This is a genomic window from Actinokineospora sp. UV203, assembly GCF_056323665.1.
In genome coordinates, this window is record NZ_CM150484.1 from 1864182 (window position 1) to 1888680 (window position 24499).

24 protein-coding genes and 2 pseudogenes are annotated in these 24499 nt (G+C 70.7%); 25 read left to right on the forward strand and 1 reads right to left on the reverse strand.

What is annotated here, in order from left to right; all coding sequences use genetic code 11:
• Positions 1 to 20 precede the first annotated feature (20 nt).
• The 18 genes and pseudogenes from ACUZ2Y_RS08450 (at position 21) to ACUZ2Y_RS08535 (ending at position 14842) form a co-directional block, all read left to right on the forward strand.
• The gene (locus ACUZ2Y_RS08450; RefSeq protein ID WP_476328606.1) at positions 21 to 1277 is read left to right on the forward strand and encodes an MFS transporter; all 1257 of its coding nucleotides are present in this window, start codon (positions 21 to 23) and stop codon (positions 1275 to 1277) included.
• Between the two features lie 16 nt (positions 1278 to 1293).
• Positions 1294 to 1614, forward strand: a complete 321-nt coding sequence (gene cmtR / locus ACUZ2Y_RS08455; RefSeq protein WP_476328608.1) for a Cd(II)/Pb(II)-sensing metalloregulatory transcriptional regulator CmtR — start codon at positions 1294 to 1296, stop codon at positions 1612 to 1614.
• On the forward strand, positions 1611 to 2294 hold the full coding sequence (locus ACUZ2Y_RS08460) for a cation diffusion facilitator family transporter (protein WP_476328610.1): 684 nt from the start codon (positions 1611 to 1613) through the stop codon (positions 2292 to 2294). Before cmtR ends, ACUZ2Y_RS08460 begins: the two co-directional genes overlap by 4 nt.
• Before the next feature lie 183 nt (positions 2295 to 2477).
• Positions 2478 to 3809, forward strand: coding sequence for an FAD-dependent oxidoreductase (locus ACUZ2Y_RS08465; RefSeq protein WP_476328612.1), 1332 nt, complete (start codon positions 2478 to 2480; stop codon positions 3807 to 3809).
• A gap of 1 nt (position 3810) precedes the next feature.
• Complete coding sequence (locus ACUZ2Y_RS08470; RefSeq protein WP_476328614.1) at positions 3811 to 5013, forward strand: MFS transporter; 1203 nt, start codon at positions 3811 to 3813, stop codon at positions 5011 to 5013.
• Between the two features lie 156 nt (positions 5014 to 5169).
• Positions 5170 to 5265, forward strand: a complete 96-nt coding sequence (gene kdpF, locus ACUZ2Y_RS08475) for a K(+)-transporting ATPase subunit F (protein WP_476328616.1) — start codon at positions 5170 to 5172, stop codon at positions 5263 to 5265.
• Positions 5265 to 6379: pseudogene (locus ACUZ2Y_RS08480) on the forward strand (potassium-transporting ATPase subunit KdpA); the annotation flags it as partial. The gene kdpF and the pseudogene ACUZ2Y_RS08480, both read left to right, overlap by 1 nt.
• A 35-nt stretch (positions 6380 to 6414) precedes the next feature.
• Positions 6415 to 6837, forward strand: a pseudogene (locus ACUZ2Y_RS08485) (winged helix-turn-helix domain-containing protein); the annotation flags it as partial.
• Between the two features lie 278 nt (positions 6838 to 7115).
• Positions 7116 to 7586: a hypothetical protein gene (locus tag ACUZ2Y_RS08490; protein ID WP_476328618.1), complete on the forward strand. Its 471-nt coding sequence runs from the start codon at positions 7116 to 7118 to the stop codon at positions 7584 to 7586.
• Between the two features lie 65 nt (positions 7587 to 7651).
• Complete coding sequence (locus tag ACUZ2Y_RS08495; RefSeq protein ID WP_476328620.1) at positions 7652 to 8155, forward strand: hypothetical protein; 504 nt, start codon at positions 7652 to 7654, stop codon at positions 8153 to 8155.
• A 1-nt stretch (position 8156) separates the two neighbouring features.
• A complete protein-coding gene (locus tag ACUZ2Y_RS08500) occupies positions 8157 to 9320 on the forward strand; it encodes an MAB_1171c family putative transporter (protein WP_476328622.1) in 1164 nt (387 codons plus the stop codon).
• Positions 9317 to 10093: a methyltransferase domain-containing protein gene (locus ACUZ2Y_RS08505; RefSeq protein WP_476328624.1), complete on the forward strand. Its 777-nt coding sequence runs from the start codon at positions 9317 to 9319 to the stop codon at positions 10091 to 10093. Before ACUZ2Y_RS08500 ends, ACUZ2Y_RS08505 begins: the two co-directional genes overlap by 4 nt.
• A 10-nt stretch (positions 10094 to 10103) precedes the next feature.
• On the forward strand, positions 10104 to 10724 hold the full coding sequence (locus ACUZ2Y_RS08510; RefSeq protein ID WP_476328626.1) for a TetR/AcrR family transcriptional regulator: 621 nt from the start codon (positions 10104 to 10106) through the stop codon (positions 10722 to 10724).
• A 444-nt stretch (positions 10725 to 11168) separates the two neighbouring features.
• Positions 11169 to 11516, forward strand: coding sequence for a hypothetical protein (locus ACUZ2Y_RS08515; protein WP_476328628.1), 348 nt, complete (start codon positions 11169 to 11171; stop codon positions 11514 to 11516).
• A 99-nt stretch (positions 11517 to 11615) separates the two neighbouring features.
• Positions 11616 to 12722, forward strand: coding sequence for a PLP-dependent cysteine synthase family protein (locus tag ACUZ2Y_RS08520; RefSeq protein WP_476328630.1), 1107 nt, complete (start codon positions 11616 to 11618; stop codon positions 12720 to 12722).
• Positions 12719 to 13966, forward strand: a complete 1248-nt coding sequence (locus ACUZ2Y_RS08525; RefSeq protein ID WP_476328632.1) for an MDR family MFS transporter — start codon at positions 12719 to 12721, stop codon at positions 13964 to 13966. The genes ACUZ2Y_RS08520 and ACUZ2Y_RS08525 overlap by 4 nt, the downstream gene beginning before the upstream one ends.
• 37 nt (positions 13967 to 14003) lie before the next feature.
• On the forward strand, positions 14004 to 14471 hold the full coding sequence (locus ACUZ2Y_RS08530) for a PaaI family thioesterase (protein WP_476328634.1): 468 nt from the start codon (positions 14004 to 14006) through the stop codon (positions 14469 to 14471).
• Positions 14468 to 14842: a YchJ family protein gene (locus ACUZ2Y_RS08535; protein WP_476328636.1), complete on the forward strand. Its 375-nt coding sequence runs from the start codon at positions 14468 to 14470 to the stop codon at positions 14840 to 14842. The genes ACUZ2Y_RS08530 and ACUZ2Y_RS08535 overlap by 4 nt, the downstream gene beginning before the upstream one ends.
• Position 14843: 1 nt before the next feature.
• Here the strand turns inward: ACUZ2Y_RS08535 and ACUZ2Y_RS08540 are convergent, their stop codons facing one another.
• Positions 14844 to 16007 carry a PucR family transcriptional regulator gene (locus ACUZ2Y_RS08540; protein ID WP_476328638.1) on the reverse strand — a complete coding sequence of 388 codons (1164 nt, stop codon included), beginning with the start codon at positions 16005 to 16007 and terminating at the stop codon, positions 14844 to 14846.
• 93 nt (positions 16008 to 16100) lie between these two features.
• Here ACUZ2Y_RS08540 and ACUZ2Y_RS08545 point away from each other — a divergent pair, with 93 nt between their 5' ends.
• The 7 genes from ACUZ2Y_RS08545 to ACUZ2Y_RS08575 all read left to right on the forward strand — a co-directional run bounded on the left by ACUZ2Y_RS08545 (position 16101) and on the right by ACUZ2Y_RS08575 (position 23931).
• Positions 16101 to 17171, forward strand: coding sequence for a ferredoxin reductase (locus tag ACUZ2Y_RS08545; RefSeq protein WP_476328640.1), 1071 nt, complete (start codon positions 16101 to 16103; stop codon positions 17169 to 17171).
• Between the two features lie 12 nt (positions 17172 to 17183).
• Positions 17184 to 18305, forward strand: coding sequence for a fatty acid desaturase family protein (locus ACUZ2Y_RS08550; RefSeq protein ID WP_476328642.1), 1122 nt, complete (start codon positions 17184 to 17186; stop codon positions 18303 to 18305).
• Positions 18306 to 18482: 177 nt separating this feature from the next.
• The gene (locus ACUZ2Y_RS08555; RefSeq protein ID WP_476328644.1) at positions 18483 to 19811 is read left to right on the forward strand and encodes an MBL fold metallo-hydrolase; all 1329 of its coding nucleotides are present in this window, start codon (positions 18483 to 18485) and stop codon (positions 19809 to 19811) included.
• Positions 19808 to 20647, forward strand: coding sequence for a sulfite exporter TauE/SafE family protein (locus tag ACUZ2Y_RS08560; protein WP_476328646.1), 840 nt, complete (start codon positions 19808 to 19810; stop codon positions 20645 to 20647). Before ACUZ2Y_RS08555 ends, ACUZ2Y_RS08560 begins: the two co-directional genes overlap by 4 nt.
• 144 nt (positions 20648 to 20791) lie before the next feature.
• Positions 20792 to 21616: an alpha/beta fold hydrolase gene (locus ACUZ2Y_RS08565; protein ID WP_476328648.1), complete on the forward strand. Its 825-nt coding sequence runs from the start codon at positions 20792 to 20794 to the stop codon at positions 21614 to 21616.
• A gap of 16 nt (positions 21617 to 21632) precedes the next feature.
• On the forward strand, positions 21633 to 22874 hold the full coding sequence (locus ACUZ2Y_RS08570) for an esterase/lipase family protein (protein WP_476328650.1): 1242 nt from the start codon (positions 21633 to 21635) through the stop codon (positions 22872 to 22874).
• Between the two features lie 10 nt (positions 22875 to 22884).
• A complete protein-coding gene (locus ACUZ2Y_RS08575; protein ID WP_476328652.1) occupies positions 22885 to 23931 on the forward strand; it encodes an alpha/beta fold hydrolase in 1047 nt (348 codons plus the stop codon).
• The last annotated feature ends 568 nt before the right edge of the window (positions 23932 to 24499 follow it).

Genomic DNA, 24499 nt, shown 5'->3' on the forward strand with positions numbered 1-24499 from the left:
GACACACTGGAGACAGCCGCGTGAACACCGCCCTTCGCCTCGGCCTGCGGGCCAATTTCGCCCAGTTCAGCCTGCTCGTCGCCGTCAACGCGCTCGTCGGCGGTGTGCTGGGCCAGGAACGCACGGTCCTGCCGCTCCTCGCCGAGCAGACCTTCCACCTGACCGGCTACACCTTCCTGCTGACCTACGTGCTCGCCTTCGGCCTGACCAAGGCCGCCACCAACTACTTCGCCGGCACCTGGTCGGACCGGTTCGGCCGCAAGCCGGTGCTCGTCGCGGGCTGGCTGATCGCGATTCCCGTGCCGCTGCTGCTGATCTGGGCCCCGCACTGGGGCTGGGTCGTCGTCGCGAACGTGCTGCTCGGCGTCAACCAGGGCCTCACCTGGTCCACCACGGTGATCATGAAGATCGACCTGGCGGGCCCCAGCAGGCGTGGCCTGGCCATGGGGCTCAACGAGGCCGCCGGGTACATGGCGGTCGCCGCGACCGCCCTGGCCACCGGCTACCTCGCCGCGCGCTACGGGCTGCGGCCCGCGCCGTTCCTCCTGGGCCTGTCCTACGCCGCGCTCGGACTCGGGCTGACCGTCCTCGCCGTCAAGGAGACCCGCGGGCACGCCCGGCTCGAAGCGGCCAACCACACCGCCCGCGCGGACGGCCGCCACGACCACCTGCACGCCGACCTGACCAGCAGGGAGATCTTCGCCCACACCAGCTTCCGTGAGCCCGCGCTGTCCGCGGCCAGCCAGGCCGGGATGGTCAACAACCTCAACGACGGCCTCGCCTGGGGCCTGTTCCCGATCCTGTTCGCCACCGCCGGGCTCTCCGTGCCCCGCATCGGCATCCTCGCCGCCGTCTACCCCGCGATCTGGGGGCTGGGGCAGCTGATCACCGGCCCGCTGTCGGACCGCTGGGGACGCAAACACCTGATCACCGCCGGGATGCTGCTGCAGGCCCTCGCCTTGGCCATGGTCGCGCTCGTCGACACGTTCGGCCTGTGGGTGACGGCGGCGGCGCTGCTCGGCGCGGGCACCGCGATGGTCTACCCAACGCTGCTCGCCACCGTCGGCGACGTGGCCCACCCGGTTTGGCGGGCGCGCGCGGTCGGCGTCTACCGGCTCTGGCGCGATGGCGGCTTCGCGGTCGGCGCCGTCCTCGCGGGCGTGGTGGCCGACCTCTGGGGTCTGCGCGCGGCCATCTGGGTCGTCGCCGCGATCACCGCCGTCTCCGGGCTGGTGGTGGCGGTCCGGATGTACGAGACGAGGACAGTTCAGTCATAGCTGTATAGTTTCGCGAATGCTGACCTGTGAGACCCGGGAGTCCGCGCTCGCCCGACTGGGCCGGGCACTGGCCGACCCGACCCGCTGCCGAATCCTGCTGTCCCTGCTCGACGGACCGAGCTACCCGGCGCGGCTGGCCGAGGAGCTCGCGCTCACCCGGTCCAACGTGTCCAACCACCTGTCGTGCCTGCGCGGCTGCGGGCTGGTCGTCGCCGCCTACGAGGGCAGGCAGGTCCGCTACGAACTCGCCGACGCGCACCTGGCCCGGGCCCTGCGCGAACTCGTCGACGTGGTGCTCGCCGTCGACCCCACCGACGACTGCGCGGACGAGTCATGAGCGAGTGCGCCTGTTGCGCTCCACCGGCGACAACCGTGCAACGCCAACAGGTCCTGACCCGCCGGGTCCGACTTCTGGTCGCCGCGACCATCAGCTACAACATCGTCGAAGCGGTCATCGCGATCACCGCGGGCACCATCGCCTCCTCGACCGCGCTGATCGGGTTCGGCCTGGACTCGGTCATCGAGGTCGCCTCGGCGACCGCGCTGGCCTGGCAGTTCGCCGCGAAGGACCACAAGACCCGCGAACGCGCGACGCTGCGGATCATCGCGGTGTCGTTCTTCGTGCTGGCCGGCTACGTGACGGTCGAGTCCATCCGGGCGCTGCTGGGCGCGGAGGCCGCCGACCACTCCCCCGTCGGCATCGCCCTCGCCGCCGCGTCGCTGGTGATCATGCCCGGCCTGTCCTACGCCCAGCGCCGCGCCGGGCGCGAACTCGGCTCCGCCACCGCCGTCGCCGACTCGAAGCAGACCTTGCTGTGCACGTACTTGTCCGCCGTCCTTCTCGTGGGACTGATCCTCAACAGCACGCTGGGTTGGTGGTGGGCGGACCCGCTCGCGGCCCTGACGATCGCCGCCGTCGCAACGAGGGAAGGCCTCGAAGCCTGGCGCGGAAAACACTGCTGCCAACCCCCGCGAGTCGCCCCGCCAGGCAAACGAGTCGCCCCTTCCGGCAAGTGAGTTCGACATTCGCGAGTCGCGAATGTCGAACTCGTTCGCCTGGCGGGGCGACTCACTTGCCTGGCGGGGCGACTCGCGGGTTGGCAAGCAGTATCGACAGATATCGATGGTTGCGTTAATCGACGGGAGTCGATACATTCGTCCTTGTTGCATCGAGGAACGTCGATGAAAGAGGTTTTGACGATGACTGACCTTCCAGTCGTGGTGGTGGGGGCCGGACCCGTGGGGCTGGCGGCGGCGGCAGAGCTCCTGGAGCGCGGCTTGACCCCGTTGGTGCTGGAGCGCGGTGACCGAGCGGGCGCGGCGGTGGCCGAGTGGAACCACGTGCGCCTGTTCTCCCGCTGGGCCGAGCTGGTCGCCCCGGCCGCCCGCAGGCTCCTGGAGCCGCGCGGCTGGACGCACCCGGACGTCGAGGCCTACCCGACCGGCGCCGAGTGGGCCGCGCTGTACCTCGCCCCGCTGGCCGAGGCCCTGGGCGACCACGTCCGCTTCAACGCCGAGGTCGTCGGCGCGGCCCGCCGGGGACGCGACCGGGTCGTCGACGCCGGCCGGGACAGCGAGCCGCTGACCGTGCACATCCGCACGTCCGAGGGTCGCGAGGAGCGGGTCACCGCGCGGGCACTGATCGACGCCTCCGGCACCTGGGGCACGCCGAACCCGCTGGGCGGCGACGGCCTTCCCGCCATCGGCGAGCTGGGCGCCGCCGATCGCATCAGCTACCGGGTGCCGAACCTGACCGAGGAGAGCGAACACCTGGCGGGCAAGCACATCGCCGTCGCGGGCAGCGGGCACTCCGCGCTCACCGCACTGGTGGTCCTCGCCGGTCTCGCCGAGCGCGAGCCGTCGACGAAGATCACCTGGGTGCTGCGCCGAGGCGCGACGGGCACGGTGTTCGGCGGCGGCGACTCCGACCAGCTCCCGGCCCGCGGCGCGCTGGGTCTGCGGGCGAAGGCGGCGGTGGAGTCCGGACACATCTCCGTCGTCACCGGGTTCCGCGTCGAGCGGGTCGACCAGGCCGAAGACGGCAAGCTGACCCTCGTGTCCGCCGCGGGCGAGACCGTCGAGGCCGTGGACGAGGTCGTGGTGCTGGCCGGCTTCCGCCCGGACCTGACCTGGCTCTCGGAGGTCCGTCTCGACCTCGACCCGACGCTGCAGGCGCCGGTCGCGCTGGCCCCGCTGATCGACCCGAACGCGCACTCCTGCGGAACCGTGTACCCGCACGGCGCCAAGGAGCTCTCGCACCCGGAGCCGAACGTGTTCCTCGCCGGCATGAAGGCCTACGGCCGGGCGCCGACATTCCTCGCGCTGACCGGCTTCGAGCAGGTCCGCTCGATCGCCGCCGAGCTCGCCGGCGACCGCGAAGCGGCTGAGCGGGTGGAACTCGTGCTGCCCGAGACCGGGGTGTGCGGCGGCGCGGGCCTGTTCGACGACGCGCCCGCGGAGGCCTCGGGGGGCGGCTGTTGCGCCCCGCCCGCGGTCGAGTCGCTGACCCTCGCCGCGCCCGCCGCGCGCTGACGTGACGACCGCGGTCACCCTGACGGAGGCCCCAGCGGGTCTCCGTCGGGTGCTGGTCACCTTGTGCGCCACCGTGATCACCAGCTGGGGCGTGCTCTTCTACGCCCTGCCGGTGCTGGCGGGCGACATCGCCGCCGACACCGGCTGGTCGACCACGGGGATCATCGCGGCGCTCTCGGCGAGCCAGTTGGTGGCCGCGGGCGCGGGGGTGCCGATCGGCCGATGGCTCGACCACCACGGCCCACGGGGGGTGATGACCGCGGGCTCCGTGCTCGCGGTCGTCTCGTTGGTGGCGGTGTCGGCGGCGCCGGGTCTCGGCTGGTTCATCGCGGCGTGGTCGGTGGCGGGCATGGCGATGGGCGCGACGCTCTACGCGCCCGCGTTCTCCGCGGTCACCCGCTGGCACGGACCGGGTCGGGTGCGGGCACTCACCACCCTGACCCTGGTCGGCGGCCTGGCGAGCACGGTGTTCGCTCCCCTGACCGCCCTGCTGGCCGATGCCCTGGACTGGCGCGCGACCTATCTGGTGCTGGCCGCGATCCTCGGGGCGATCACCATTCCCGGGCACTGGTTCGGACTGAGCCTGCCGTGGCCCCCGCGCCCAGAGGCCCGACCGCGGCACGCCGACCCCGGCCGGATCAGCCGCAGCCGCGAGTTCGTCATCCTGACCATCGCGTTCAGCGTCGCCGCGTTCGCGACGTCCGCGGTCGTGATCAACCTGATCCCGCTGCTGGCCGAACGCGGCATCGACACCGCCACCGCGGCGATGGCCCTCGGGCTCGGCGGCGCGGGCCAGGTGGCGGGCAGGCTCGGCTACGGCGTGCTCGCCCGGCACACCACGCCGCGGTCCCGCACCGCGGTGATCCTCGCGGCGATGGCGGTCACGACAGCCGTGCTCGGTGTCCTGACCACGGTGACCGCACTGATCGTCGCGGCGGTGCTCGCCGGCGTCGCCCGCGGCGTGTTCACCCTGATCAAGGCCACCGCGGTCAGCGACCGGTGGGGTTCGGCGCACTACGGCAGGCTCAGCGGGGTGCTGTCGGCGCCGCTGACGGTCAGCACCGCGCTGGCCCCGTTCGCCGGTGCGGCGCTCGCCGACGCGGTCGGCGGCTACTCCACGGCGTTCGTGATCCTCGGCGCGATCACCCTGGCGGGCGCCCTGCTCGCGCTGGCGACAGCACCGGCCGCCATCAAGAACCCGTAAAGATCGGCGGGCGACCCGTCAGGACGTCGTCAGCGACACTCAAGCAGGCGGCGGCCCCGCCTGGAGAGAGTCGTCGATGGCCGATACGGCCTACCTCTTACTGCTGATCGCCGGTTTCGCGGTCCTCACGGTCATTCTCCGCGGGCTGGAGCGCGGATGAACGCCGTGTTCGCGAACGCCGTGGGCGGCGTGCTCACCCTGCTGCTGATCGGCTACTTGTTTGTCACGCTGATCCACCCGGATCGGTTCTGATGACCGACACCGCGGCGGGCCTCTTACAACTCGTGCTGCTGGTCCTCGCCCTCGCTGTCGCCTATAAGCCGCTCGGTGACCACATGGCGCGCGTGTTCACCAGCGACCGGCACCTCCGGGTGGAACGCGGGATCTACGCCGCCGCCCGGATCGATCCCGGCTTCGAGCAGAACTGGGGCACCTACGCCCGGGGCGTCCTCGGGTTCTCCTTCGTCTCGATCCTGCTTGTGTATGTGCTGCAACGCCTCCAGCCGTTGCTCCCGTTCGACTTCGGTCGCGGCGGGTGGAGCCGTCAATGGCGTTCAACACCGCGGTCAGCTTCGTGACCAACACGAACTGGCAGTCCTACGTGCCGGAGACCGTGCTCGGCCACTCGGTGCCGGTGTGGACTACACCGCCCTGGACGGCACCGCGCACACCAGCGCGCTCGCCCCGGCCGCGAGCCGGGAGGCGATCAAAAAGCTGGGCACCAACGGCGGCGGCATCTTCAACGCGAACTCCGCGCACCCGTTCGAGAATCCGAACGCCTGGTCCAACCTGCTGGAGATCTTCCTGCTGCTGGTCATTCCCGTGTCGCTGACCCGCACCTTCGGCACCCTCGTCGGCGACCGCCGCCAGGGCACCGCGCTGCTCGCCGTGATGGGGACGATCTGGGCGGGCATGCTCGCGGTCCTCTGGTGGGCCGAGACGCATCCGCGGCCCGGCCGCCTTGTTGGCCGGCGCTTCCACTGAGGGCAAAGAGGTCCGGTTCGGCATCGCCGGGTCGGCGCTGTTCGCCAACAGCACCACCGGCACGTCGACCGGCGCGGTGAACTCCATGCACGACAGCCTCAGCGGCCTCGGTGGCGGCGCGGCGATGGTGAACATGCTGTTCGGCGAGATGACGCCGGGCGGTGTGGGGACCAGGATGTACAGCATCCTGGTGATGGCGATCATCGCGGTGTTCCTCGCCGGGCTGATGGTCGGCCGCACCCCGGAATACCTGGGCAAGAAACTCGGCCGCCGCGAGGTGACGGCCGCCGCGATCGTGCTGCTGGCCATGCCGACCGTGCTGCTGCTCGGGGCCGGGATCGCCGCCGTGCACCCGGGAACGGCCGCCGCGCTGAACAACTCCTCGTAGCCGCGCGCGGTCAGGTTGATCCGCAGCGCGCGCACGACTACGTCACCAAACCGTTCGGGATGGGCGAGCTCCTGGCCCGCCTGCGGGCCGCCGTCCGCCGGGCCGCGACCGCGCCCGCCGACGACGACCCGGTGGTGGAGACCGAGGCGTTCACCATCGATATCGCCGCGAAGAAGGTCCACCGCGACGGCGTGGAGGTACACCTGACACCGACCGAATGGGGGATGCTGGAGATCCTGGTGCGCAACAAGGGCAAGCTGATCGCCCGGAAGCAGCTGCCGCGCGAGGTGTGGGGCCCGAACTACGGGGACGAGAAGCACTACCTGCGCGTCTACATGGCCCAGCTGCGCCGCAAACTCGAACCGCGGCCGAGCGACCCGCGCTACCTGCTCACCGAGCCGGGCATGGGCTACCGCTTAGAGACCCCGCGAACCGAGGACGGGACCTCGTGAAACGGGACCTAGGCCCGCGCGTGCCTCAGCACCGCGCGGGCCTGCCCCGCCCTGACGTTAGTGGCCGAATTTCTTCGGCCGGGACACCCGGTGAGCGGTTCCCCGTGCTGAGAAGCCCCCTGGCCCTCTCACCAACCGTCCGCTTTAGCGGATGCCCTGTGTTGAGCATAGGCTAGGAGTGCCGCCATTTGTCAACCACACCAGGGTGATCCACACTAAGCTCTGAACGAAAGCGTCCGCTGCAGCGGACGTGAATGCCGAGGGTGAGGACAGCGCGAATGGACCCCCAGCAGCGCAAGGACGAGGTTGCCGAGGGTGTTCTCGCCGAGAAGATCAACCACCTGCTGTCGCGGCTGTACCCCGAGAAGGAGTCCCGGCCCGGCTACGCCAAGCTGGCCGGCCAGATCCGGGAGCAGACCGGCAAGGCCATGTCGGCGACCTACCTGTGGGAGCTGGCCAGCGGCCGCAAGCGCAACCTGACCCAGGACACGCTGGTCACGCTGGCCGAGTTCTTCGGCGTCCCCGCCGAGTACTTCCTCGACGACGTGGTCGCCTCCCGGGTCGACGCCCAGCTCGACCTCGCCCTCGCGCTGCGCAACCAGAAGGTTCGCTCGATCGCGCTGCGAGCCGAGGGGCTGTCGGACGATACGCTCGACGCGCTGCTGGCCATGGTCACCGAAGCACGGCGGATCGAGCGGCTGGGGCCCGCGACGGACTCGGGCGAGCCCCGACCCGCGCGGAACGAGTGATGCTCTGCACTCCCGGACCGTGGCCGCGGTTCCGGAGGTGCCCGAGCGGAGGTGTCGGCGACGACATGATCACACGACGCGGCTACAAGAAGTGCCGCACACTGGTGGACGGTCTCGCGCTGCCCAGGCCGTTCTCCGTCTCGGCGCTGGTGGAGATGCTCGCCGAGCGGCGGCAGCGACCCATCGACATCGGCACCCTGCCCGCCGGGCTCACCGTCAACGCCTGCGGCGCGTGGCTGCACCTCGCCGACCGCGACGTGATCTTCGTCGAGGCCAAGACCAGCCCGTTCCACCGCGACCACATCGTGCTGCACGAGATCGGCCACATGCTGTGCGATCACCGCAGCAAGGCGGACGATATCGTGGCCGACCTCGGGCGGTTTCTTCCTGACCTGTCGCCCGCGCTGGTGCGCCGCCTGCTGGCCCGCACCAGCTACAGCACCGACGAGGAGCAGGAGGCGGAACTGGTGGCGAGCTTGATCCGGATCACCGCGCAGGCACAGGCACCCGGTGGGTCCACCGGGGCACTGAGCGAACTCGAGGCCGCGCTCGGCCTGTGGAGCCGCTGACATGACACCGGCCCTGCTCAAGCAGTTCGGCACCGCCCTTGTCATGTACGGCGCGATCGCGCTGTGGATCGCCCTCGCCCTGCGCATGCCCGGCGCGATGCGTTCCCGGCCGCAACGGCGGCTGCTGATCGCGATCGCCGGTCTGGCCGGGTCGATCACCGTCTACCTCGACCCGATCACCAAGGTGCTCAACGAGACCTACGTGCTCGGAACAAGCTGTGGCATCGCGATGAACATCTGGGGCGTCATCAGCTCCGCGTTCATCCTCGACTTCGTGCTGGCGGCCATCTCGCGCCGCAGGCCGCTGCTCGTCTACGGGTCGGCGGCGGCCGTGTGCGTCGCGCTGATCTGGCTCAACACCGGCCCAGTGCCCGCCGCGGGCTGCGTCACCTCCATCGCGGTCCCCTGGTACAGCCCGTTCTGGTGGCTGCTGTGTGTCGCGCACGTCGTCGCCGTGCTGCCGTGCGCGGTGCTGTGCGCCCGCTACGCGCGCCAGGCGAGCACCCGCGCCCTGCGCGCCGGTCTGCTGCTCCTCGCGGCCGGTTTCGCGTCGTCGACGATCTTCTGGTCGTTCGTGGTCCTGGGCTACCTGCTGACGCACAACCCGTGGCTGGGCTCCTCGTTCTCGCTGAACATCGGCATCACCGCCTGGTTGATGGTGGCCGGGGTGACGGTGCCGGTCGTCGCCCACGTCTGGCGCCTGGCGCGCGACCTGCGGGTCCTGCGCGCGCTCGAACCGCTGTGGCAGGACCTGGTCGAGGCCGTCCCGCACGTGCGGATGCCCGACCCGAAGGCCCGTTTCGCCTCCATCGACATGCGCCTCTACCGTCGCGTCATCGAGATCCGCGACGCGCTGCTGATCCTGCGCGACTACGTCGACCAGGACACCGTCGACGCGGCGAAGGCCCACGCGCTGGCCGCCGACCCGAACCCCGACACCGTCGAGGCGCGCGCCACCGCGCGCTGGCTGGTGGCGGCGCAGCAGGCCAAGGCGCGGGGCGTCGAGCCGCGACCGGACGCCGACGCCACAGCGTCGCAGCGCCAAGGCAGCGACGACCAGTGGACCGGCGAACTGGCCTTCCTCGAACTGCTGTCGCAGGCCTGGCGCTCGCCCGGTGCGCTGGAGTTCGCCGGGGCGAAGTCGGCGGCGGAGGAGTCCGCGTGAGCGGCGGGTACCGCGACAGTGTGCTGAGCAAGGACTCCCCCGGCGAACGCGGCAGGCTCGGCTCAATCCAGTCCTCTGTGGACGGCTTCACGACCGGCATCCTCGACGAGTTGGGAGTCGACAAGGACTGGGACTGCCTGGAACTCGGGGCGGGTGCGGGCTCCATCGCCGACTGGCTGGCGGAGCGCTGCCCCGACGGCCGGGTCGTCGCGGTCGACATCGACTCCCGCTACCTCGCCCCGGACCGCTACGAGGTGGTCGAGGCCGACATCACCGACGCGGATTTCTCCCCCGGCCGGTTCGACCTGGTGCACGCCCGGTTCACGCTGTGCCACCTGCCCGAGCGCGACGAGGTCGTCCGGCGGGCGGCGTCGTGGCTCAATCCGCGCGGCTGGCTGGTCGTGACCGACCCGTACCAACTCCCCGGTGAAACGTCCCCGTTCCCGGTGATGACCCGGATCATGGACGCCTACCGCGAGGTCATGGCGGGCCACGGCGCCGACCTCACCTGGGCGCGCGGACTGCCGTCGCTGCTGGCAGGCGCGGGCCTGTCGTCGATCGACTTCACCGGCAGGCTCGCCTGCATGGGCAACCTGGAGCGCGACCGCTGGCGCCCGCTGATCGACCAGGCCGCCCCCGGTTTGCTGGCGAGCGGCAAGATCACCCAAACCGACCTCGACGAGTTCCACACCCTGCTCGCCGACCCGACGTTCATCGACATCCCCCAGTTCACCCTCGCCGCCTGGGGCCGCACGATTACTACCGACGCGTAATAATGTGCGGGTGACGACCGGACGCGAAGTGACGGCCAAACGCAAGCGGCGCGTGTACGCCGCTCGCGTCCCCGTCGAACAACGCCGATCGGAACTCCTCGACGCCGCCCTGCGTTTGGTGGTGACGGCAGGGCACACGGCGGTCACCATGGACGCGGTGGCGGAGCAGGCCGGGGTCACGAAACCAGTCGTCTACGGCGTCTTCGGCAACCGCGCCGAACTACTGGACACCCTGCTGCGCCGCGAACAGGGACAGGGCTTGGCCCAACTGGCGGCTATCCGCCCGGACCCGGCGAACACCGACCCCGGCGATCAGATCGCCCACATCCTCTCGGAGTTTTTAACCGCGGTTCGCGAGGCCCCGGACCGTTGGGCGTGCATCGTGATGCCGATGGCCGATATGCCGGCGCAATTCCATGCGGTCCGCGAAGAGGCCAGGGGAAGAGTGCTCAAGCGCACCGAGAAGTTGGCAAGCGAACTGCTTCCGGCGAATAAAACCGACCTCGACCCAGAGATCGTCGCGCACACCGTGGTGACCTTGTTCGAAATGGCCGCCCGCCTGGTCCTGACAGACCCGCGGCGTTATCACCCCGACCGTTTCACCACCGCAATCCGGACGGCACTCACCTAGCACCGGAGGACCGCCCGCCCCCACTGAAACGCAAGGGGCCGAACCCAATGGCCCGTTTGGGTGGTTCGCCCGCACTCACGGCACCACCGATGCCCGGTCACCGCGATGGCGTGCCACGGCGAGGAAACGCACTGATGGACCCACCGCCGGTGCGGCCCACAAGTGATCCGGTCGTGTGGCGACAGGGTGCCGCGTTCCTCGGCGCGGTCCTCCATGTCGAGCGTGGCGGCCAGCCCAGCGGAGATAGTGGCGATCGGTGTGGTGTCCATGGTCCCGGCATCGACTGTCCCACCCGGACAGTGAATTGGTGAGGTTACGTATTTCGGCACCTATCTCGCGCGTACGTAGCCGTCGGGGCGGCTGGGAAATTCACATCGGGCCCGAGCCCCGAGATGTGGGCCACACGGCGAACGGTGATCGACCATCGCTGCTAGTTTCGAGATCATGGGGATGCAGCCGACTCGCCCGCCGCGGCGTGGTCTGTGGTCGGGCGTGGCGATGCTGATCTCGTCGTTGCTCGTCCTCGCGGTCGCCCTCTGTCCGCCGCACCAGGACACCATCGGGGTCGCACCCGTCGCCGCCGAGCAGCACATCGACGGCTGCGGCGTTGCCGCGCACGAGCAGCATGTGCCCGATCCGGTGAGTGCCCCCGGAGTGCACCAGAGTGAGCCCGCGGTCACGGTGTTCTCGACCCCGCTCGCCGAACCCGGGGACACAGACGTCCCCTGCGTGCCATTACCCAGGCCTTCGGGTCGCGCGTTACTCGTCGAAATCTCGGTCGCCAGGTCCTGACAGCGCCCCCGGCCCGGTCCCGCCACGCAGTTGCGCACGTGGCAGGTGATCCGGCCGGTCATGGCCCTTGCTGAGGACACTTCGCGAATCGAGAACTCGATGACTGACATTCTGCGTGCGCACGCGAACACGGCCCAACACGTCAATCCCGCGGCGGCGACCTGCCTGACCGTCGCCAACGCGGTGGGCAACACGCCCGTGCTCTGGATCGACCGCCCGCTCTGCCCCGCGGGCCGGGGTTTCTGGGCGAAGCTCGAAGGCCGCAACCCCGGTGGGATCAAGGATCGCCCGGCCCTGCACATGGTGACCCAGGCCCGGGCGCGCGGCGATCTCGCGCCCGGGGCGACGATCGTCGAATCCACCAGCGGCACCCTCGGGCTCGGCCTCGCGCTGGCCGGGATCGTGCACGGGCACCCGGTCACCCTCGTGTCCGACCCGGGGATGGAGCCGATGATGCACCGGCTGCTGAGCGCGTACGGCGCCCGGGTGGAGACGGTGACCGAGCCGCACCCGAAGGGCGGGTGGCAGCAGGCGCGCAGGCAGCGGGTGCGCGCCATCCTCGACGCGGTCCCCGGCAGCTATTGCCCGGACCAGTACAACAACCCGGACAACGTAGCCGCCTACGCGCCGCTCGCCTTGGAGCTGCTCGCCCAACTCGGCCGCATCAATGTGCTGGTGTGCTCGGTCGGCACGGGCGGGCACTCGGCGGGGATCGCGAAGGTGCTGCGCGAGTACTTCCCGCACCTGCGGCTCATCGGCGTCGACACGGTCGGGTCGACGATCTTCGGCCAACCCGCGGGAACCCGGCTCATGCGCGGCCTGGGGTCGAGCATCCACCCGCGCAACGTCGACTACGCGGCGTTCGACGAGGTGCACTGGGTCGCCCCCGCGGAGGCGGTCAAGTCGTGCCGCGCCTTGGCTTCGACCCACCACGCGGGCGGCGGCTGGAGCGTCGGCGCGGTCGCGCTGGTGGCGGGCTGGGCGGCCCGCACGCACGACCCGCACACCCGGATCGTCGCGGTGTTCCCCGACGGCCCGCACCGCTACTTCGACACCGTCTACAACGACGATTACTGCGCCGCACACGACCTTCTCGGCTCCCCCACACCCGCCGAACCGGACGTGATCGCCAGTCCGTCGGAGCGGGTCGTCACCCGCTGGACCCGCTGCACGTCCGTGCACGCGCCCGAGGCGGCGGGCGCATGACCGGCGTGCTGCGGGAATACCGGTCGTTCGACAGGCCGGTCCGGCTGATGGTGCTCAACCAGTTCACCATCAATTTGGGCTTCTACATGCTGATGCCGTACCTGGCGATGCACCTGTCGGGCGAACTCGCGCTCGCCGGGTGGCTCGTCGGCCTGATCCTCGGGGTGCGCAACTTCGCCCAGCAGGGGATGTTCCTGATCGGCGGCACGCTCGCCGACCGGTTCGGCTGCAAACCGCTCATCGTCGCCGGATGTGCGTTGCGCACAGCGGGTTTCACCCTCCTGGGCGTTGTCGACACGGTTCCGGCGTTGATCATCGCCTCGGCCGCCACCGGTTTCGCGGGGGCGCTGTTCAACCCGGCTGTGCGTGCCTACGTCGCGCGCGACGCGGGGCCGCGACGGGTCGAGGCGTTCGCGTTGTTCAACGTCTTCTATCAGGCGGGAATCCTGCTCGGCCCGGTCGTCGGCCTCGGCCTCACCGCGCTCGACTTCCGGCTGACGTGCCTGGTGGCGGCCGGGGTCTTCGCGGTGCTGACGGTCCTGCAGGTCCGGTCCCTGCCCCAGCAGGAAGCGCCGCCACGCTCGGATGTCCGGGTGACCAGGGTGTGGCGGGAGATCCTGGCGAACCGCCCGTTCCTGCTGTTCTCCCTGGCGATGGTCGGCTCGTATGTCCTGTCGTTCCAGGTGTACCTGGCGCTGCCGCTGGAAGCCCGGCGGGTGATGGGCCCCGGCCCGGCCGGAACCGCCGTGGTGACCGCGTTGTTCGCGGTGTCCGCGGGGCTGGCGGTGGCGGGTCAGCTGCGGGTGACGGCGCTGTTCAAGCGCAAGTTCGGTCCAGGCGGCAGCCTTGTCGCGGGCCTGGCCATGATGAGCGCCGCTTTCCTCCCGCTCGCTCTAACCTCGGGCGCGGGCGCCGCCCCCACGGTGGCCGCGCTGCTGACAAGCGCGATCCTGCTGGCGCTGGGCACGGCGGTGGTGTTCCCGTTCGAGATGGACACGGTCGTCCGCCTGTCCGGCGACCACCTAGTCGCGACCCATTACGGCCTGTACAACACTGTCGTCGGCGTCGGCATCCTGCTCGGCAACCTGTGCACCGGCACGGCGTTGGACCTGGCCCGCACCGCCGGGATGCCCGCCCTGCCCTGGCTGGCGCTGACCGTGATCGGAATCGCCTGCGCCGCCTACGTACACCGCCTCACCCGATCCGAAGTGGAGCGGTCGACGGCGCCGGTCCCGACCCCGTGAGAAAGAATGGGCCGGACCGGGACGAGCGGAGAAGGCCATGACGCAGCGTGACGACTTGGGGATCAGCATTCAGGAGCGGCTGTATCCCGACCTGCCGTGCTTCGGCTGCGGGCACGGCAACGACAAGGGCCTCAAGCTGCGCAGCTACCCCGCCGACGGGTTCGTGACCGCCGAGTTCACGCCGTGGCCCGAGCACGACAACGGGCTCGGCTACCTCAACGGCGGCATCATCGGCACCGTGCTGGACTGCCACTCGGCGGCGGCGGTGATGTTGGAAGCGGACCGGCGGGGCTGGCCGCCGCTGCCCGGGGCCGCGCTGTCCTATGTGACCTCCGGGCTGTCGGTGCGCTACCTGCGGCCCGCTCCCCTGCACGAGACGGTGGGGCTTCGCGCCACAGTGATCGAGGCGGCAGAGACGGAGATGACCGTGGAGGTCGAGCTGACCTGGGACGGCAAGACCCGCGCCGCCGCGACGGCGCTGTGGAAGCGTTGGCGGCCGCGGTGACCCGCTGCCCCTGCGGAACCGGGGAAACCCTCGACGACTGCTGCGGCAGGCTGCACTCCGGCGAGGCCAAAGCCGCGACCGCCGAACAGCTGATGCGCTCCCGCTTCAGCGCCTTCGCCGTGGGCGACGAGGCATACCTGTTGTCCTCCTGGCATTCCTCGACGCGCCCGCGAGAGGTCGATCTCGACCCGGGGCAGCGCTGGACCGCCCTGGAGATCATCGGCAAGACCCGCGGCGGCCCGTTCGATACCGACGGAACCGTCGAGTTCCGCGCCCACTACCGCGAGGGCCGAAGCACGGGCGTCCAGCACGAGAACAGCACCTTCACCCGCGAAGACGGCCGCTGGGTTTACGTGGCTGGAGCCCAGTGACTCAGCGCGCGGCCAACGCGAGAGTCAGCTCCAGGACCGTGCGGGGGTCGTCGAGTTTTTCGCCGTAGAGTTCGCGGAGTTGGCCCATGCGGTACCGCACGGTCTGCGCGTGGACGAACAGGTCGGCGGCGATGTCCTCCCGCCGCCCGTGGTGCAGCAGCCACGACCGCAAGGTGTCGGTCAGCTTCTCCGCCGTGGTCGGCCGCAGCGCGCGGATCGGGGCGAGGACGCGGGCCCGTAGGTCCTCCAGCGCGCCTTCGTCGGCCCGCACCACCAGCTCCGCCAGGTGCGCGTCGGTGTCGCCCGCCAAACCGAGACGCCAGGCGCGCAGGGCGCGGTCGTAGGACGTGCGCACTTGGAGCCATTCGCAGGTCGGCCCGACGAAAGCATCCGTCCGCCGGAGCGCGCGCAGCAGGGTGGACCGGGTCGCGTCGGGGACCAGCAGGGCGCCGACCTCGTCCTCCAGACCGGGGACGTCCTCGGCGGGCTGCAGCGTCCGCGCGTCGAGTGGGGTCAAGGCCAAGCGCTGCTGGTCGACAGGCACCAGCACCGCGGTGAGGGTTCGCGGCGGCGGCCAGTCGGCGCGCTCGGCGGCGGCCAGGACGGCGTCGGCGGGCGCCCCGGTCAGCAGGGCGTGGCTGAGCCGTTCCAGGTGCCGCTGCCGGACCCGGCCGGTGGTGGCCAGTTCGTCGGCGTGCCCGGCGACGCTGGCGGCGGACAGCTCATCGATGTAGGCGAACACCAGCTCCGCGAACTGGGCCAGCGCCTCCGCGTCGAGACCGCCCTCCAGCGCGGCGGCGGCGAGCTCACGCCACGACACCCGAGCCCCGACCCGGTACGCGGCGAGCAGTGCCTCCATGGACCGGCCGCTGCGCGCCTCGCCGCGCCCGAGGTCGCGGGCCGCGTCGACCGCGGGTCCCATCGGGGTGCTCGGGTCGTCCCCTTTGGTCCGCGACGCCAGGTCGAGGAACCGGCCGAGGGCGAGGTGGACGGCCTTCTCGATGTTCGCGCCCATCTTGCCGCTGAGCGCCCCGGTGTAGCTGGGCACCTCGACGATGATCGCCGCCACCGTCAGCTCGGCGATCGACGTCAGCCGCGCGCGCAGGACGGCCTCGGCCCCGGCGGACAGTTCGAGGTCGGACACCTCACGTGGCCCTTGCGGCATGCACACCTCTTTGTTCGCAGGGAATAGTTTCCCGCGCCCGATTCACACCTACTGGTCAGGACTTTACGCCGTACGGGCCAGCAATATTGAAGTATGACCTCGACCGTGCCGCGACTGCGCGACCGGCTGCTGCGACTCGCCGAACTGGCGACGACCCCGCTGGTGCCCAGCGACTACCTCGACATCCTGAACCCGCTGCGCGCGGGCGCTGACCTGCGCGGACGCATCGAAGAGCTGCGTCCCGAGACGCGCGACGCGGTCACCTTGGTCATCCGCCCCGGTCGCGGCTGGCGGCCGCACACCCCCGGCCAGTACGTGCGCATCGGCGTCGACGTCGACGGCGTGCGCCAGTGGCGGGCTTACTCGCTGACCTCCCCGGCGGACCGCATGGACGGCCGCATCACCGTCACGGTGAAGGCGATCCCGGACGGCGTGGTCAGCAACCACCTCGTCCGGCGCGCGCGGCCTGGCACGGTCATCCAGCTCGACCAGGCCACCGGCGACTTCGTGCTGCCGACCGTGCGGCCGGAGAAGGTCCTGTTCGTCACCGCGGGCAGCGGCATCACCCCGGTGATGGGCATGCTCCGCTCCGCCCTCGGCGACCAGCGCGACCTGGGCGACATTGTGCTGCTGCATTCGGCGCCGACGGCGGATGACGTGATCTTCGCCAGCGAGCTGCGTGCTTTGCGCGGCCGGATCACGCTGATCGAACTGCACACCGACACCGACGGCATGCTCGACGTCGCCGACCTGGGAAAGCTCGTCCCGGACTTCGCCGAGCGCGAGACCTGGGCGTGTGGCCCCACCGGCCTGCTCGACGCGCTGCAGGCGCACTACACCGAGCGCGACCTGACCCTGCGCACCGAGCGTTTCCGCCCGACCGTCCTCGTCACCGGCGACGGCGGCACGGTCACCTTCGCCAACTCCAACACCGTGGTTGCCACAGACGGCACCGGCCCGCTGCTCGACGCGGGCGAGGCCGCCGGCGTCCTGATGCCATCCGGCTGCCGCATGGGCATCTGCTTCGGCTGCGTCGTGCCGCTGCGCGAAGGCGCGGTGCGCGACCTGCGCAACGGCGCGCTCACCACCGCCGCCCCCGGGGACGGCGTCCGCATCCAGACCTGCGTCACGGCCGCCGCGGGCGACTGCACAATCGAGCTGTAGAGGAACACCGCCATGACCGCACTCACGGCCACCAGCCGCGGCCCCGTCGACCACCTGAGCGCCGAGGACATCGAGCTGCTCGGCAAGGAACTCGACGCCATCCGCCAGCAGATCCTCGACTCGCGCGGCGAGCGGGACGCGGCGTACATCCGCAAGGTGATCGACGCCCAGCGCAAGCTGGAGCTCACCAGCCGCGGCATCCTGCTGTTCTCCCTGTTCCCGCCCGCGTGGCTGGTCGGCACCGCCGGCCTGGGGATCGCGAAGATCCTGGAGAACATGGAGATCGGCCACAACGTCATGCACGGCCAGTGGGACTGGATGCGTGACCCGAAGATCCACTCGACCACCTGGGAGTGGGACAACGCCTCCCCGTCGGCGCAGTGGAAGCACTCGCACAACGAGCTGCACCACACGTACACCAACGTCATCGGCAAGGACAACGACCTCGGCTACGGCATCATGCGGGTCGACGAGGACCAGAAGTGGCACCCGATCTACCTGGGCCAGCCGCTGTGGAACTTCGTCAACGCGTGCATCTTCGAGTACGGCATCGCCGCCTATGACTTGGAGCTGGGCAAGAACCTGCACAAGCGGCGCCGCAACAACCCGGACTTCCAGGCCCGGCTGAAGCATGCGCTGCACAAGATCCGCGGGCAGATGACCAAGGACTACGTCATCCACCCGTTGCTGTCCGGCCCGTCTGCGGTCACCACCCTCACGGCGAACCTCACCGCGAACCTGATCCGCAATCTGTGGACCCACTCGGTCATCATGTGCGGCCACTTCCCCGAGGGCGTCCAGACCTTCTCGAAGAAGTCCATCGACGGGGAATCCCGCGGCGAGTGGTACCTGCGGCAGATGCTCGGCTCGGCCAACATCTCCGGCAGCCCGCTGCTGCACCTGATGACCGGCAACCTGTCGTACCAGATCGAGCACCACCTGTTCCCGGACCTGCCGAGCAACCGGTACCAGGAGATCGCCCCGAAGGTCCAGGAACTGTTCGAGCGCTACGGCCTGACCTACGTCACCGGCTCACTGCCCAAGCAGGTCGCCTCGGCGTGGGGCAAGGTCATCCGCCTCTCCCTCCCCAACAACCTCCTGACCAAACTGGGCAAACTCACCAAACTCGCCTAACCCGCGAGTCGCCCGTTCCCGACAGTGAGTTCGCAGTTCAGGCAAGCGAGTTCGCAGTTCAGGCAGGTGAGTGCACGTTTCGAGCCCTCTTCAATCCTGCGCGCGCGGCCGGGGCGACTTGTCCCGGCCGCTCGCCAGCCTTAATGTCATATGTACCGACATTTAAGGGGGCGCGAGTTGACCAGGCTCGTCTTCCAGCAGTTCTACCTCGACTGCCTCTCCCACGCGTCCTACCTCGTGGGCGACCGACACACCGGTCGCGCCGTCGTGGTCGACCCGCAACGCGACATCGGCGGATACCTCGACGCGGCCCGGGACGCGGGCCTGCGGATCGAGCGGGTGATCGAGACCCACGTGCACGCCGACTTCCTGTCGGGGCACCTGGAGCTCGCCGAGGCCACGGGCGCGCGGATCTCGTACGGCTCGGCGGCCCAGGTCGACTTCCCGATCGAGCCGCTCGACGACGGCGCGCGGGTCTCGCTCGGCGGGGTCGACCTTGAGATCATGCACACCCCCGGGCACACCCCGGAGTCGATCTGCGTGGTCATCCGCGAGCACCCCGACAAGCCGCCCTACGGCGTGCTGACCGGTGACACGCTGTTCATCGGCGACGTCGGCCGACCCGACCTGCTCGGCGCCAACGGCTGGTCGGCCGAGGACCTGGCCCGCGCCCTGTTCCGCTCGACCCGCGAGCGCCTGCTGACGCTGCCCGACGCGACCCGGGTGTTCCCCGCGCACGGCGCGGGCTCGGCGTGCGGAAAGAGCCTGTCCACCGACACGAGCAGCACCATCGGCGAGCAGCGAACGGCGAACTACGCGCTGGCGCCGATGAGCGAGGACGAGTTCGTGCACGCCGTGTGCGACGGGCAGAGCATCGCGCCGATGTACTTCGCCTTCGCCTCGCACCGCAACCGCGAGAACCGGCCCACGTTCGACGAGAGCCTGCCGGTCCCGGTCGTCGACCGCCTCGACGGCGTCACCGTGCTCGACACCCGAAACCCGGACGACTTCGCCCGCGGCCACGTCGCCGGCGCGATCAACGTCGGCCTCGACGGCCGGTTCGCCGACCTGACCGGCCAGGTCCTGCGCTTCGACGCGCCAATCGTGCTGGTCTGTGAGCCGGGACGCGCCGAGGAAGCCCGCAACCGGCTGGCCCGCATCGGGTTCGACCGCGTGCTCGGCCGGTGGGACCAGCCCGGCGACGTGACCACCCGCCGGCTGAGCGCGTCGGACGTCGCACGCACCACCGCGCGCCTGGTCGACGTGCGCGCGGCGGGCGAGGTCGAATCGGCCGGAACCATCCCGGGCGCGCTGCACATCCCGCTTCCCGAACTGCTCAAGCGGCTCGACGAACTGGACCCCGCCGAGCCCACCGTCGTGTACTGCGCGGGCGGTTTCCGCTCGTCGGTCGCCGCGTCGGTGTTGCGGGCCCACGGCTTCACCGACGTGGCGGACCTGGCGGGCGGCTTCACCGCCTGGCTGGACGCGCGGGTGGAGACGGTGTGAACACGGTGCTGCTCGCGTTGACCGCGGGCGCGGTCATCGGGATCGCACTCGGCGCGCTGGGCGGTGGCGGCGGGGTGCTGGGCGTTCCTGTGCTGATCTACCTGCTCGGCTTGGACCCGGCCGGCGCGGCCACCGCGAGCCTGCTCGTCGTCTCCGTCACGTCGGTGACAGCCCTGGCCCGGCACGCGCGCAACGTGCACTGGCGCACCGGCGCCGTCTTCGCCGCCGCGGGCCTGCTTCCGGCGGTCGGGGCGGCGGCGCTGGCCGAGCACCTCCCCCGGTCGGTCCTGACCGGGATCTTCGCCATGATCGCCGCCGCCGCGGCCTTCGCCCTCGTCCGCGCCGTTCCCGACGACGAGACGCCGGCCTTGCTTGGCGGGATGAGCCGAACGGCGGCCGACGCAGTCGGCGGCACCGCGATCACCACCACGGCCACCGCTGTCGAACAGCGGCCGGGTACCGGTCGGGCCATGCTGTCCGGCAGTGGGCTGGGCGCGATCACCGGACTTCTCGGCGTCGGCGGCGGCTTCCTCGCCGTCCCCACCCTGGTCACCGTCATGCGGCTGCGGATGCGCGCGGCCGTCGCCACCAGCCTGTTCGTCATCGCCGTCAACTCCGCCGCCGCCTTGGCAACGCGGCTGAGCACCACCGCGCCCGACCTCGACTGGGCGGTGCTCGGCCCGTTCGCCGGCGCCGCGCTCCTCGGCGCGTGGGACGGCAAACGCTTGTCCGCCAAGGTGTCGGAGACGACCCTGCGCAGGGTGTTCGCGGTCCTGCTGTTCGGCGTCGCGGTGTTCATGCTGGTCGACTCGGTGATCAGGCACATCGCTCACTGACGCCGTGGCCAGTCCACGGCATGTGAGAGTCCGCCATACCGACGTGATCATCATGTCGACCCGACACATTGACCGCGGGGCCGACCGGAGGCAGGGTTCGCCTACTGGGCCACGCAGTGGTGGCCCGCCGACTCGGGAGGTCGTATGCCGAAGCTGTCCCGAGTGCCCGTGTCGGGTGGCGACCTGACCGTGGCGACCTGGGGCGAGGGCGGTCGTCCCGTGCTCGCGATCCACGGCATCACCGCGTCGCACCTGGCGTGGGCCGAGGTGGCCCGGCTGCACCAGGGTCGGATCATCGCGCCGGACCTGCGCGGCCGGGGTGGCAGCGCCGGCCTGCCCGGCCCGTTCGGGTTGGCCGCCCACGCCGAGGACTGCGTCGCCGTGCTGGACGCGTTGGGCATCGAGCGGGCCACGGTTGTCGGTCACTCGATGGGCGGGTTCGTCGCGGCCACCCTCGCCCACCGACACCCGTCGCGGGTGCACGACCTGGTCCTCGTCGACGGCGGCGCTCCCCTGCCCGAGATCGGCATGGAAATCGAAGCAGGCATCGAGACCCTCCTGGGTCCGGCGATCCACCGGCTGTCGATGCGGTTCACGTCGATCGAGGAGTACCGCGACTTCTGGCGCGGGCACCCGGCTTTCACCGAGTGGACCCCCGCTATCGAGTCCTATGTGGACTATGATCTGACCGGCACGCCCCCGAACCTGCGCAGCCGGGTGAACGCCGACGCCGTGCGGGCCGACTTCCGCGACCTGCACACAAAATCTCCCGCGTTCGACGCCGTCCCGGCGGGCACCGTGTTCCTGCGGGCCGAGCGCGGACTGCTCGACGAACCCGTCCCGCTCTACCCGCACCCCGAGGAGTTCGCCGACCGCGTGCGCGTTCGGACGATCGCCGGGACCAACCACTACACGATCCTGTTCAGCGCGGACGGCGCCCACGCCGTCGCCGCCGAACTCGTCCCCTGACCCCCGGAGACCATCGATGCGCGCGATCCTCGCTGTCGCGGCGTTAGTCGCGGTGCTCACCCCCGTGAGCACCGCCGCCGCAGATCCCTTGTACCTGACCAAAGAAGCCACCTACACCACTGTCGCCAACGGCTGGGAGAAGGTCGACCGCTACCGCGACAGCACCGCGGGCTTCGTCGACGAGCAGTACCCGCCGGATGGGCGCGGCGACCAGGACGGGCAGCGCAAGACGTTCTTCGGCGGCGTCGCCCGGCCGTCGTCGAGCCGGTTCCTGCTCTACTCCGCGCCCGGGTGGTCGACCGGCGCGAAGACCACGCCGGTGCTGCTTGTCCACGGCGCCAACGACAACCCGGACCGGGCGTGGGCCAACCCCAACGAGTCGGGCGGTTTCGGCTGCGGCTCGATGACCTGCCCGTCGACCGGGATGATGCAGCACCTGAGCGCACAAGGGCACCGGGTGTTCGCGATCGGCTTCGCGCACAAGCAGGGCGACAACCGCCAGCACGCGCAGCAGGTCGGCGACGCGATCGCGGTGATCAAGTCACGGCTCGGGGTGGCCAAGGTCGACGTGGTCGGCTGGAGCAAGGGCATGATGTCGGCCCGCATGTACGTCTCGTCGGTGCGTCCGGCGTGGGGCCGGACCTACGCCGGCGACGTGCGCAGGCTGCTCACCCTCGGCGGCCCGAACGGCGGCTACGACTACCCCTTCGCCCACGGCTGGGCGCATGACTTCTCCATCTGGCCCGAATGCGGCGGCAAGGTCAACGCGCCGAGCCCGCACACCCGGATGACCTGCTACGGGCAGTACACCTACCACCCCGAACTGTCGATCACGCCGACCGCGGGCTGGGACGCCTACCCGGGGCAGCGGCAGATGCTCAAGCGGTGGGACGGAACCTACGGGGTGAACACGTCCACACAGGACTGGTACACGACGTACTACGGCGGCCAAGGCGTCTACACCGCGGGTCCCGGCATCCAGGCCGCGGTCGACGCGGGGTCGCTGATCGCGACCATCCAGGGCTCGCCCACCCCGAGCGCGGTCCCGGTGTACCTGCTGGCGGGCGGCGCGGCGAACATCGCGGGCATCTGGAACGAGACGCGCGGCCCGAGCGACGGCGTCGTGTTCATCGCCAGTGCCCTGGACACCACGGGTGTCACGACCGTCGGCGCGACCACGACAGTGAGTTCGGCCAACCACCTCCAGCTCGGCTGGGCGTCGGCGACGATGTCCCAGGTCGCGACCTGGCTGTCCTGAAAGGACTGACATGCTGCTCGACGGAATCACCGCGCGGCGGGTGCCCACCGGCCGGCTGACCGTGAACGTGCTCGAACTGGCCGACCGCGACGGCGACCCCGTGGTGTTCCTGCACGGCAACGTCTCATCGAGCCTGTTCTGGCAGACCACGATGCTGGGCCTGTCGGAACACCTGCGGCCGATCGCCTTGGACCTGCGCGGTTTCGGCGACACCGACCCGGAACCGGTCGACGCCACCCGCGGCCTGAGCGACTACGCCGACGACGTGCTGGCCCTGCTCTCGGCGCTGGGCATCGACTCGGCGCACCTGGTGGGCTGGAGCATGGGCGGCGGCGTGGCGATGCGGGTGCTGCGCGACCGGCCCGCGGCGGTCCGCACGCTCACGCTCGTCAACCCGGTGTCGCCCTTCGGTTTCGGCGCGACCAAGGGAGTCGACGGTGAACTGACCGACGCGGGTGGAGTCGGCTCCGGCGCGGGCGGGGCGAACCCGGAGTTCGTGCGACGCCTGGCCGAAGGCGACACGTCGGCGGACTCGCCCTTCTCGCCGCGGCAGATCCTGCGCAACTTCTACGTGAAGCCGATGTTCGAACCCGACCACACCGACATCTACGTGGCATCGATGCTGTCCACCCGAACCGGCGCCGACCACTACCCTGGCGACGCGACCACGTGCGAGGCCTGGCCGGGCGCGGGCCCGGGCACCCGCGGCGTCCTGAACGCGATGGCCCCGCAGCACTTCCGAATCGACGACCTGCACAGCGTCACCCCGAAACCCCCGGTCCTGTGGGTCCGTGGCGCCGACGACCAGATCGTGTCGGACACGTCGATGTTCGATCTCGCCTACCTGGGCGCGTTGGGGGCGATCCCGGGGTGGCCGGGCGAGGAAACGCACCCGCCGCAGCCGATGGTCGCCCAGACCCGGGCGGTGCTGGACCGGTACTCAGCCGACGGCGGGACCTACGAGGAGGTCGTCATCGCGGACTGCGGCCACAGCCCGCACCTGGAGAAGCCCGCCGAGTTCGCCGTCGCACTGGAGGCCATCCTCACCAAGGGCTGACGGTCGAGTGCCGTCCACAGCGGAAAGAAGGCGTACCCACTTCCTTCCACCTCAACTTATAACGCATCGGGGGGCTTGCGGCAAGACCCCGGTCGTGCCGCAGAATTCCCAGCCGTAGCTGGGACCTGAGGAAATGAGTGGGACGGAATGCGTGTTTTGTTGTCGGGGTACGACTCGCGCGGGGGTATCGAGCCGCTGGTGGCTCTCGCGGTGCGGGTGCGGGAACTCGGCGCGCAGGTGCGGGTCTGCGCGCCGCCGGACTTCGCGGAGCGGTTCGCCGCTGTCGGCGTGCCGCTGGTGCCGGTCGGCCAGTCGCTGCGCGCGATGGTGAACGCGCCGACACCGCCGTCGGCCGGCGGCCTGCCCCAGCGCGCGGCGGAGGTGATCGCGGCGCAGTTCGACAAGGTCACCGAGGCAGCGCGGGGATGTGACGTGCTGGTGGCGACCGGGGTGATGCCCGCGGTGGCGGCGGCGCGGTCGGTGGCCGAGAAGCTGGGCATCCACTACGTGTACGCGAGCTTCCAGCAGCTCACCCTGCCGTCGCCGCACCACGCGCCGCCGGCGTACC

Excerpts from the sequence above, each read along its gene's own strand:
- cmtR (WP_476328608.1), top strand. The coding sequence starts at position 1,294 with ATGCTGACCTGTGAGACCCGGGAGTCCGCGCTCGCCCGACTGGGCCGG.
- ACUZ2Y_RS08460 (WP_476328610.1), top strand. The coding sequence starts at position 1,611 with ATGAGCGAGTGCGCCTGTTGCGCTCCACCGGCGACAACCGTGCAACGC.
- ACUZ2Y_RS08465 (WP_476328612.1), top strand. The coding sequence starts at position 2,478 with ATGACTGACCTTCCAGTCGTGGTGGTGGGGGCCGGACCCGTGGGGCTG.
- kdpF (WP_476328616.1), top strand. The coding sequence starts at position 5,170 with ATGAACGCCGTGTTCGCGAACGCCGTGGGCGGCGTGCTCACCCTGCTG.
- ACUZ2Y_RS08490 (WP_476328618.1), top strand. The coding sequence starts at position 7,116 with ATGGACCCCCAGCAGCGCAAGGACGAGGTTGCCGAGGGTGTTCTCGCC.
- ACUZ2Y_RS08495 (WP_476328620.1), top strand. The coding sequence starts at position 7,652 with ATGATCACACGACGCGGCTACAAGAAGTGCCGCACACTGGTGGACGGT.
- ACUZ2Y_RS08500 (WP_476328622.1), top strand. The coding sequence starts at position 8,157 with ATGACACCGGCCCTGCTCAAGCAGTTCGGCACCGCCCTTGTCATGTAC.
- ACUZ2Y_RS08515 (WP_476328628.1), top strand. The coding sequence starts at position 11,169 with ATGGGGATGCAGCCGACTCGCCCGCCGCGGCGTGGTCTGTGGTCGGGC.
- ACUZ2Y_RS08520 (WP_476328630.1), top strand. The coding sequence starts at position 11,616 with ATGACTGACATTCTGCGTGCGCACGCGAACACGGCCCAACACGTCAAT.
- ACUZ2Y_RS08525 (WP_476328632.1), top strand. The coding sequence starts at position 12,719 with ATGACCGGCGTGCTGCGGGAATACCGGTCGTTCGACAGGCCGGTCCGG.
- ACUZ2Y_RS08530 (WP_476328634.1), top strand. The coding sequence starts at position 14,004 with ATGACGCAGCGTGACGACTTGGGGATCAGCATTCAGGAGCGGCTGTAT.
- ACUZ2Y_RS08540 (WP_476328638.1), bottom strand. The coding sequence starts at position 16,007 with ATGCCGCAAGGGCCACGTGAGGTGTCCGACCTCGAACTGTCCGCCGGG.
- ACUZ2Y_RS08545 (WP_476328640.1), top strand. The coding sequence starts at position 16,101 with ATGACCTCGACCGTGCCGCGACTGCGCGACCGGCTGCTGCGACTCGCC.
- ACUZ2Y_RS08550 (WP_476328642.1), top strand. The coding sequence starts at position 17,184 with ATGACCGCACTCACGGCCACCAGCCGCGGCCCCGTCGACCACCTGAGC.
- ACUZ2Y_RS08565 (WP_476328648.1), top strand. The coding sequence starts at position 20,792 with ATGCCGAAGCTGTCCCGAGTGCCCGTGTCGGGTGGCGACCTGACCGTG.
- ACUZ2Y_RS08570 (WP_476328650.1), top strand. The coding sequence starts at position 21,633 with ATGCGCGCGATCCTCGCTGTCGCGGCGTTAGTCGCGGTGCTCACCCCC.
- ACUZ2Y_RS08575 (WP_476328652.1), top strand. The coding sequence starts at position 22,885 with ATGCTGCTCGACGGAATCACCGCGCGGCGGGTGCCCACCGGCCGGCTG.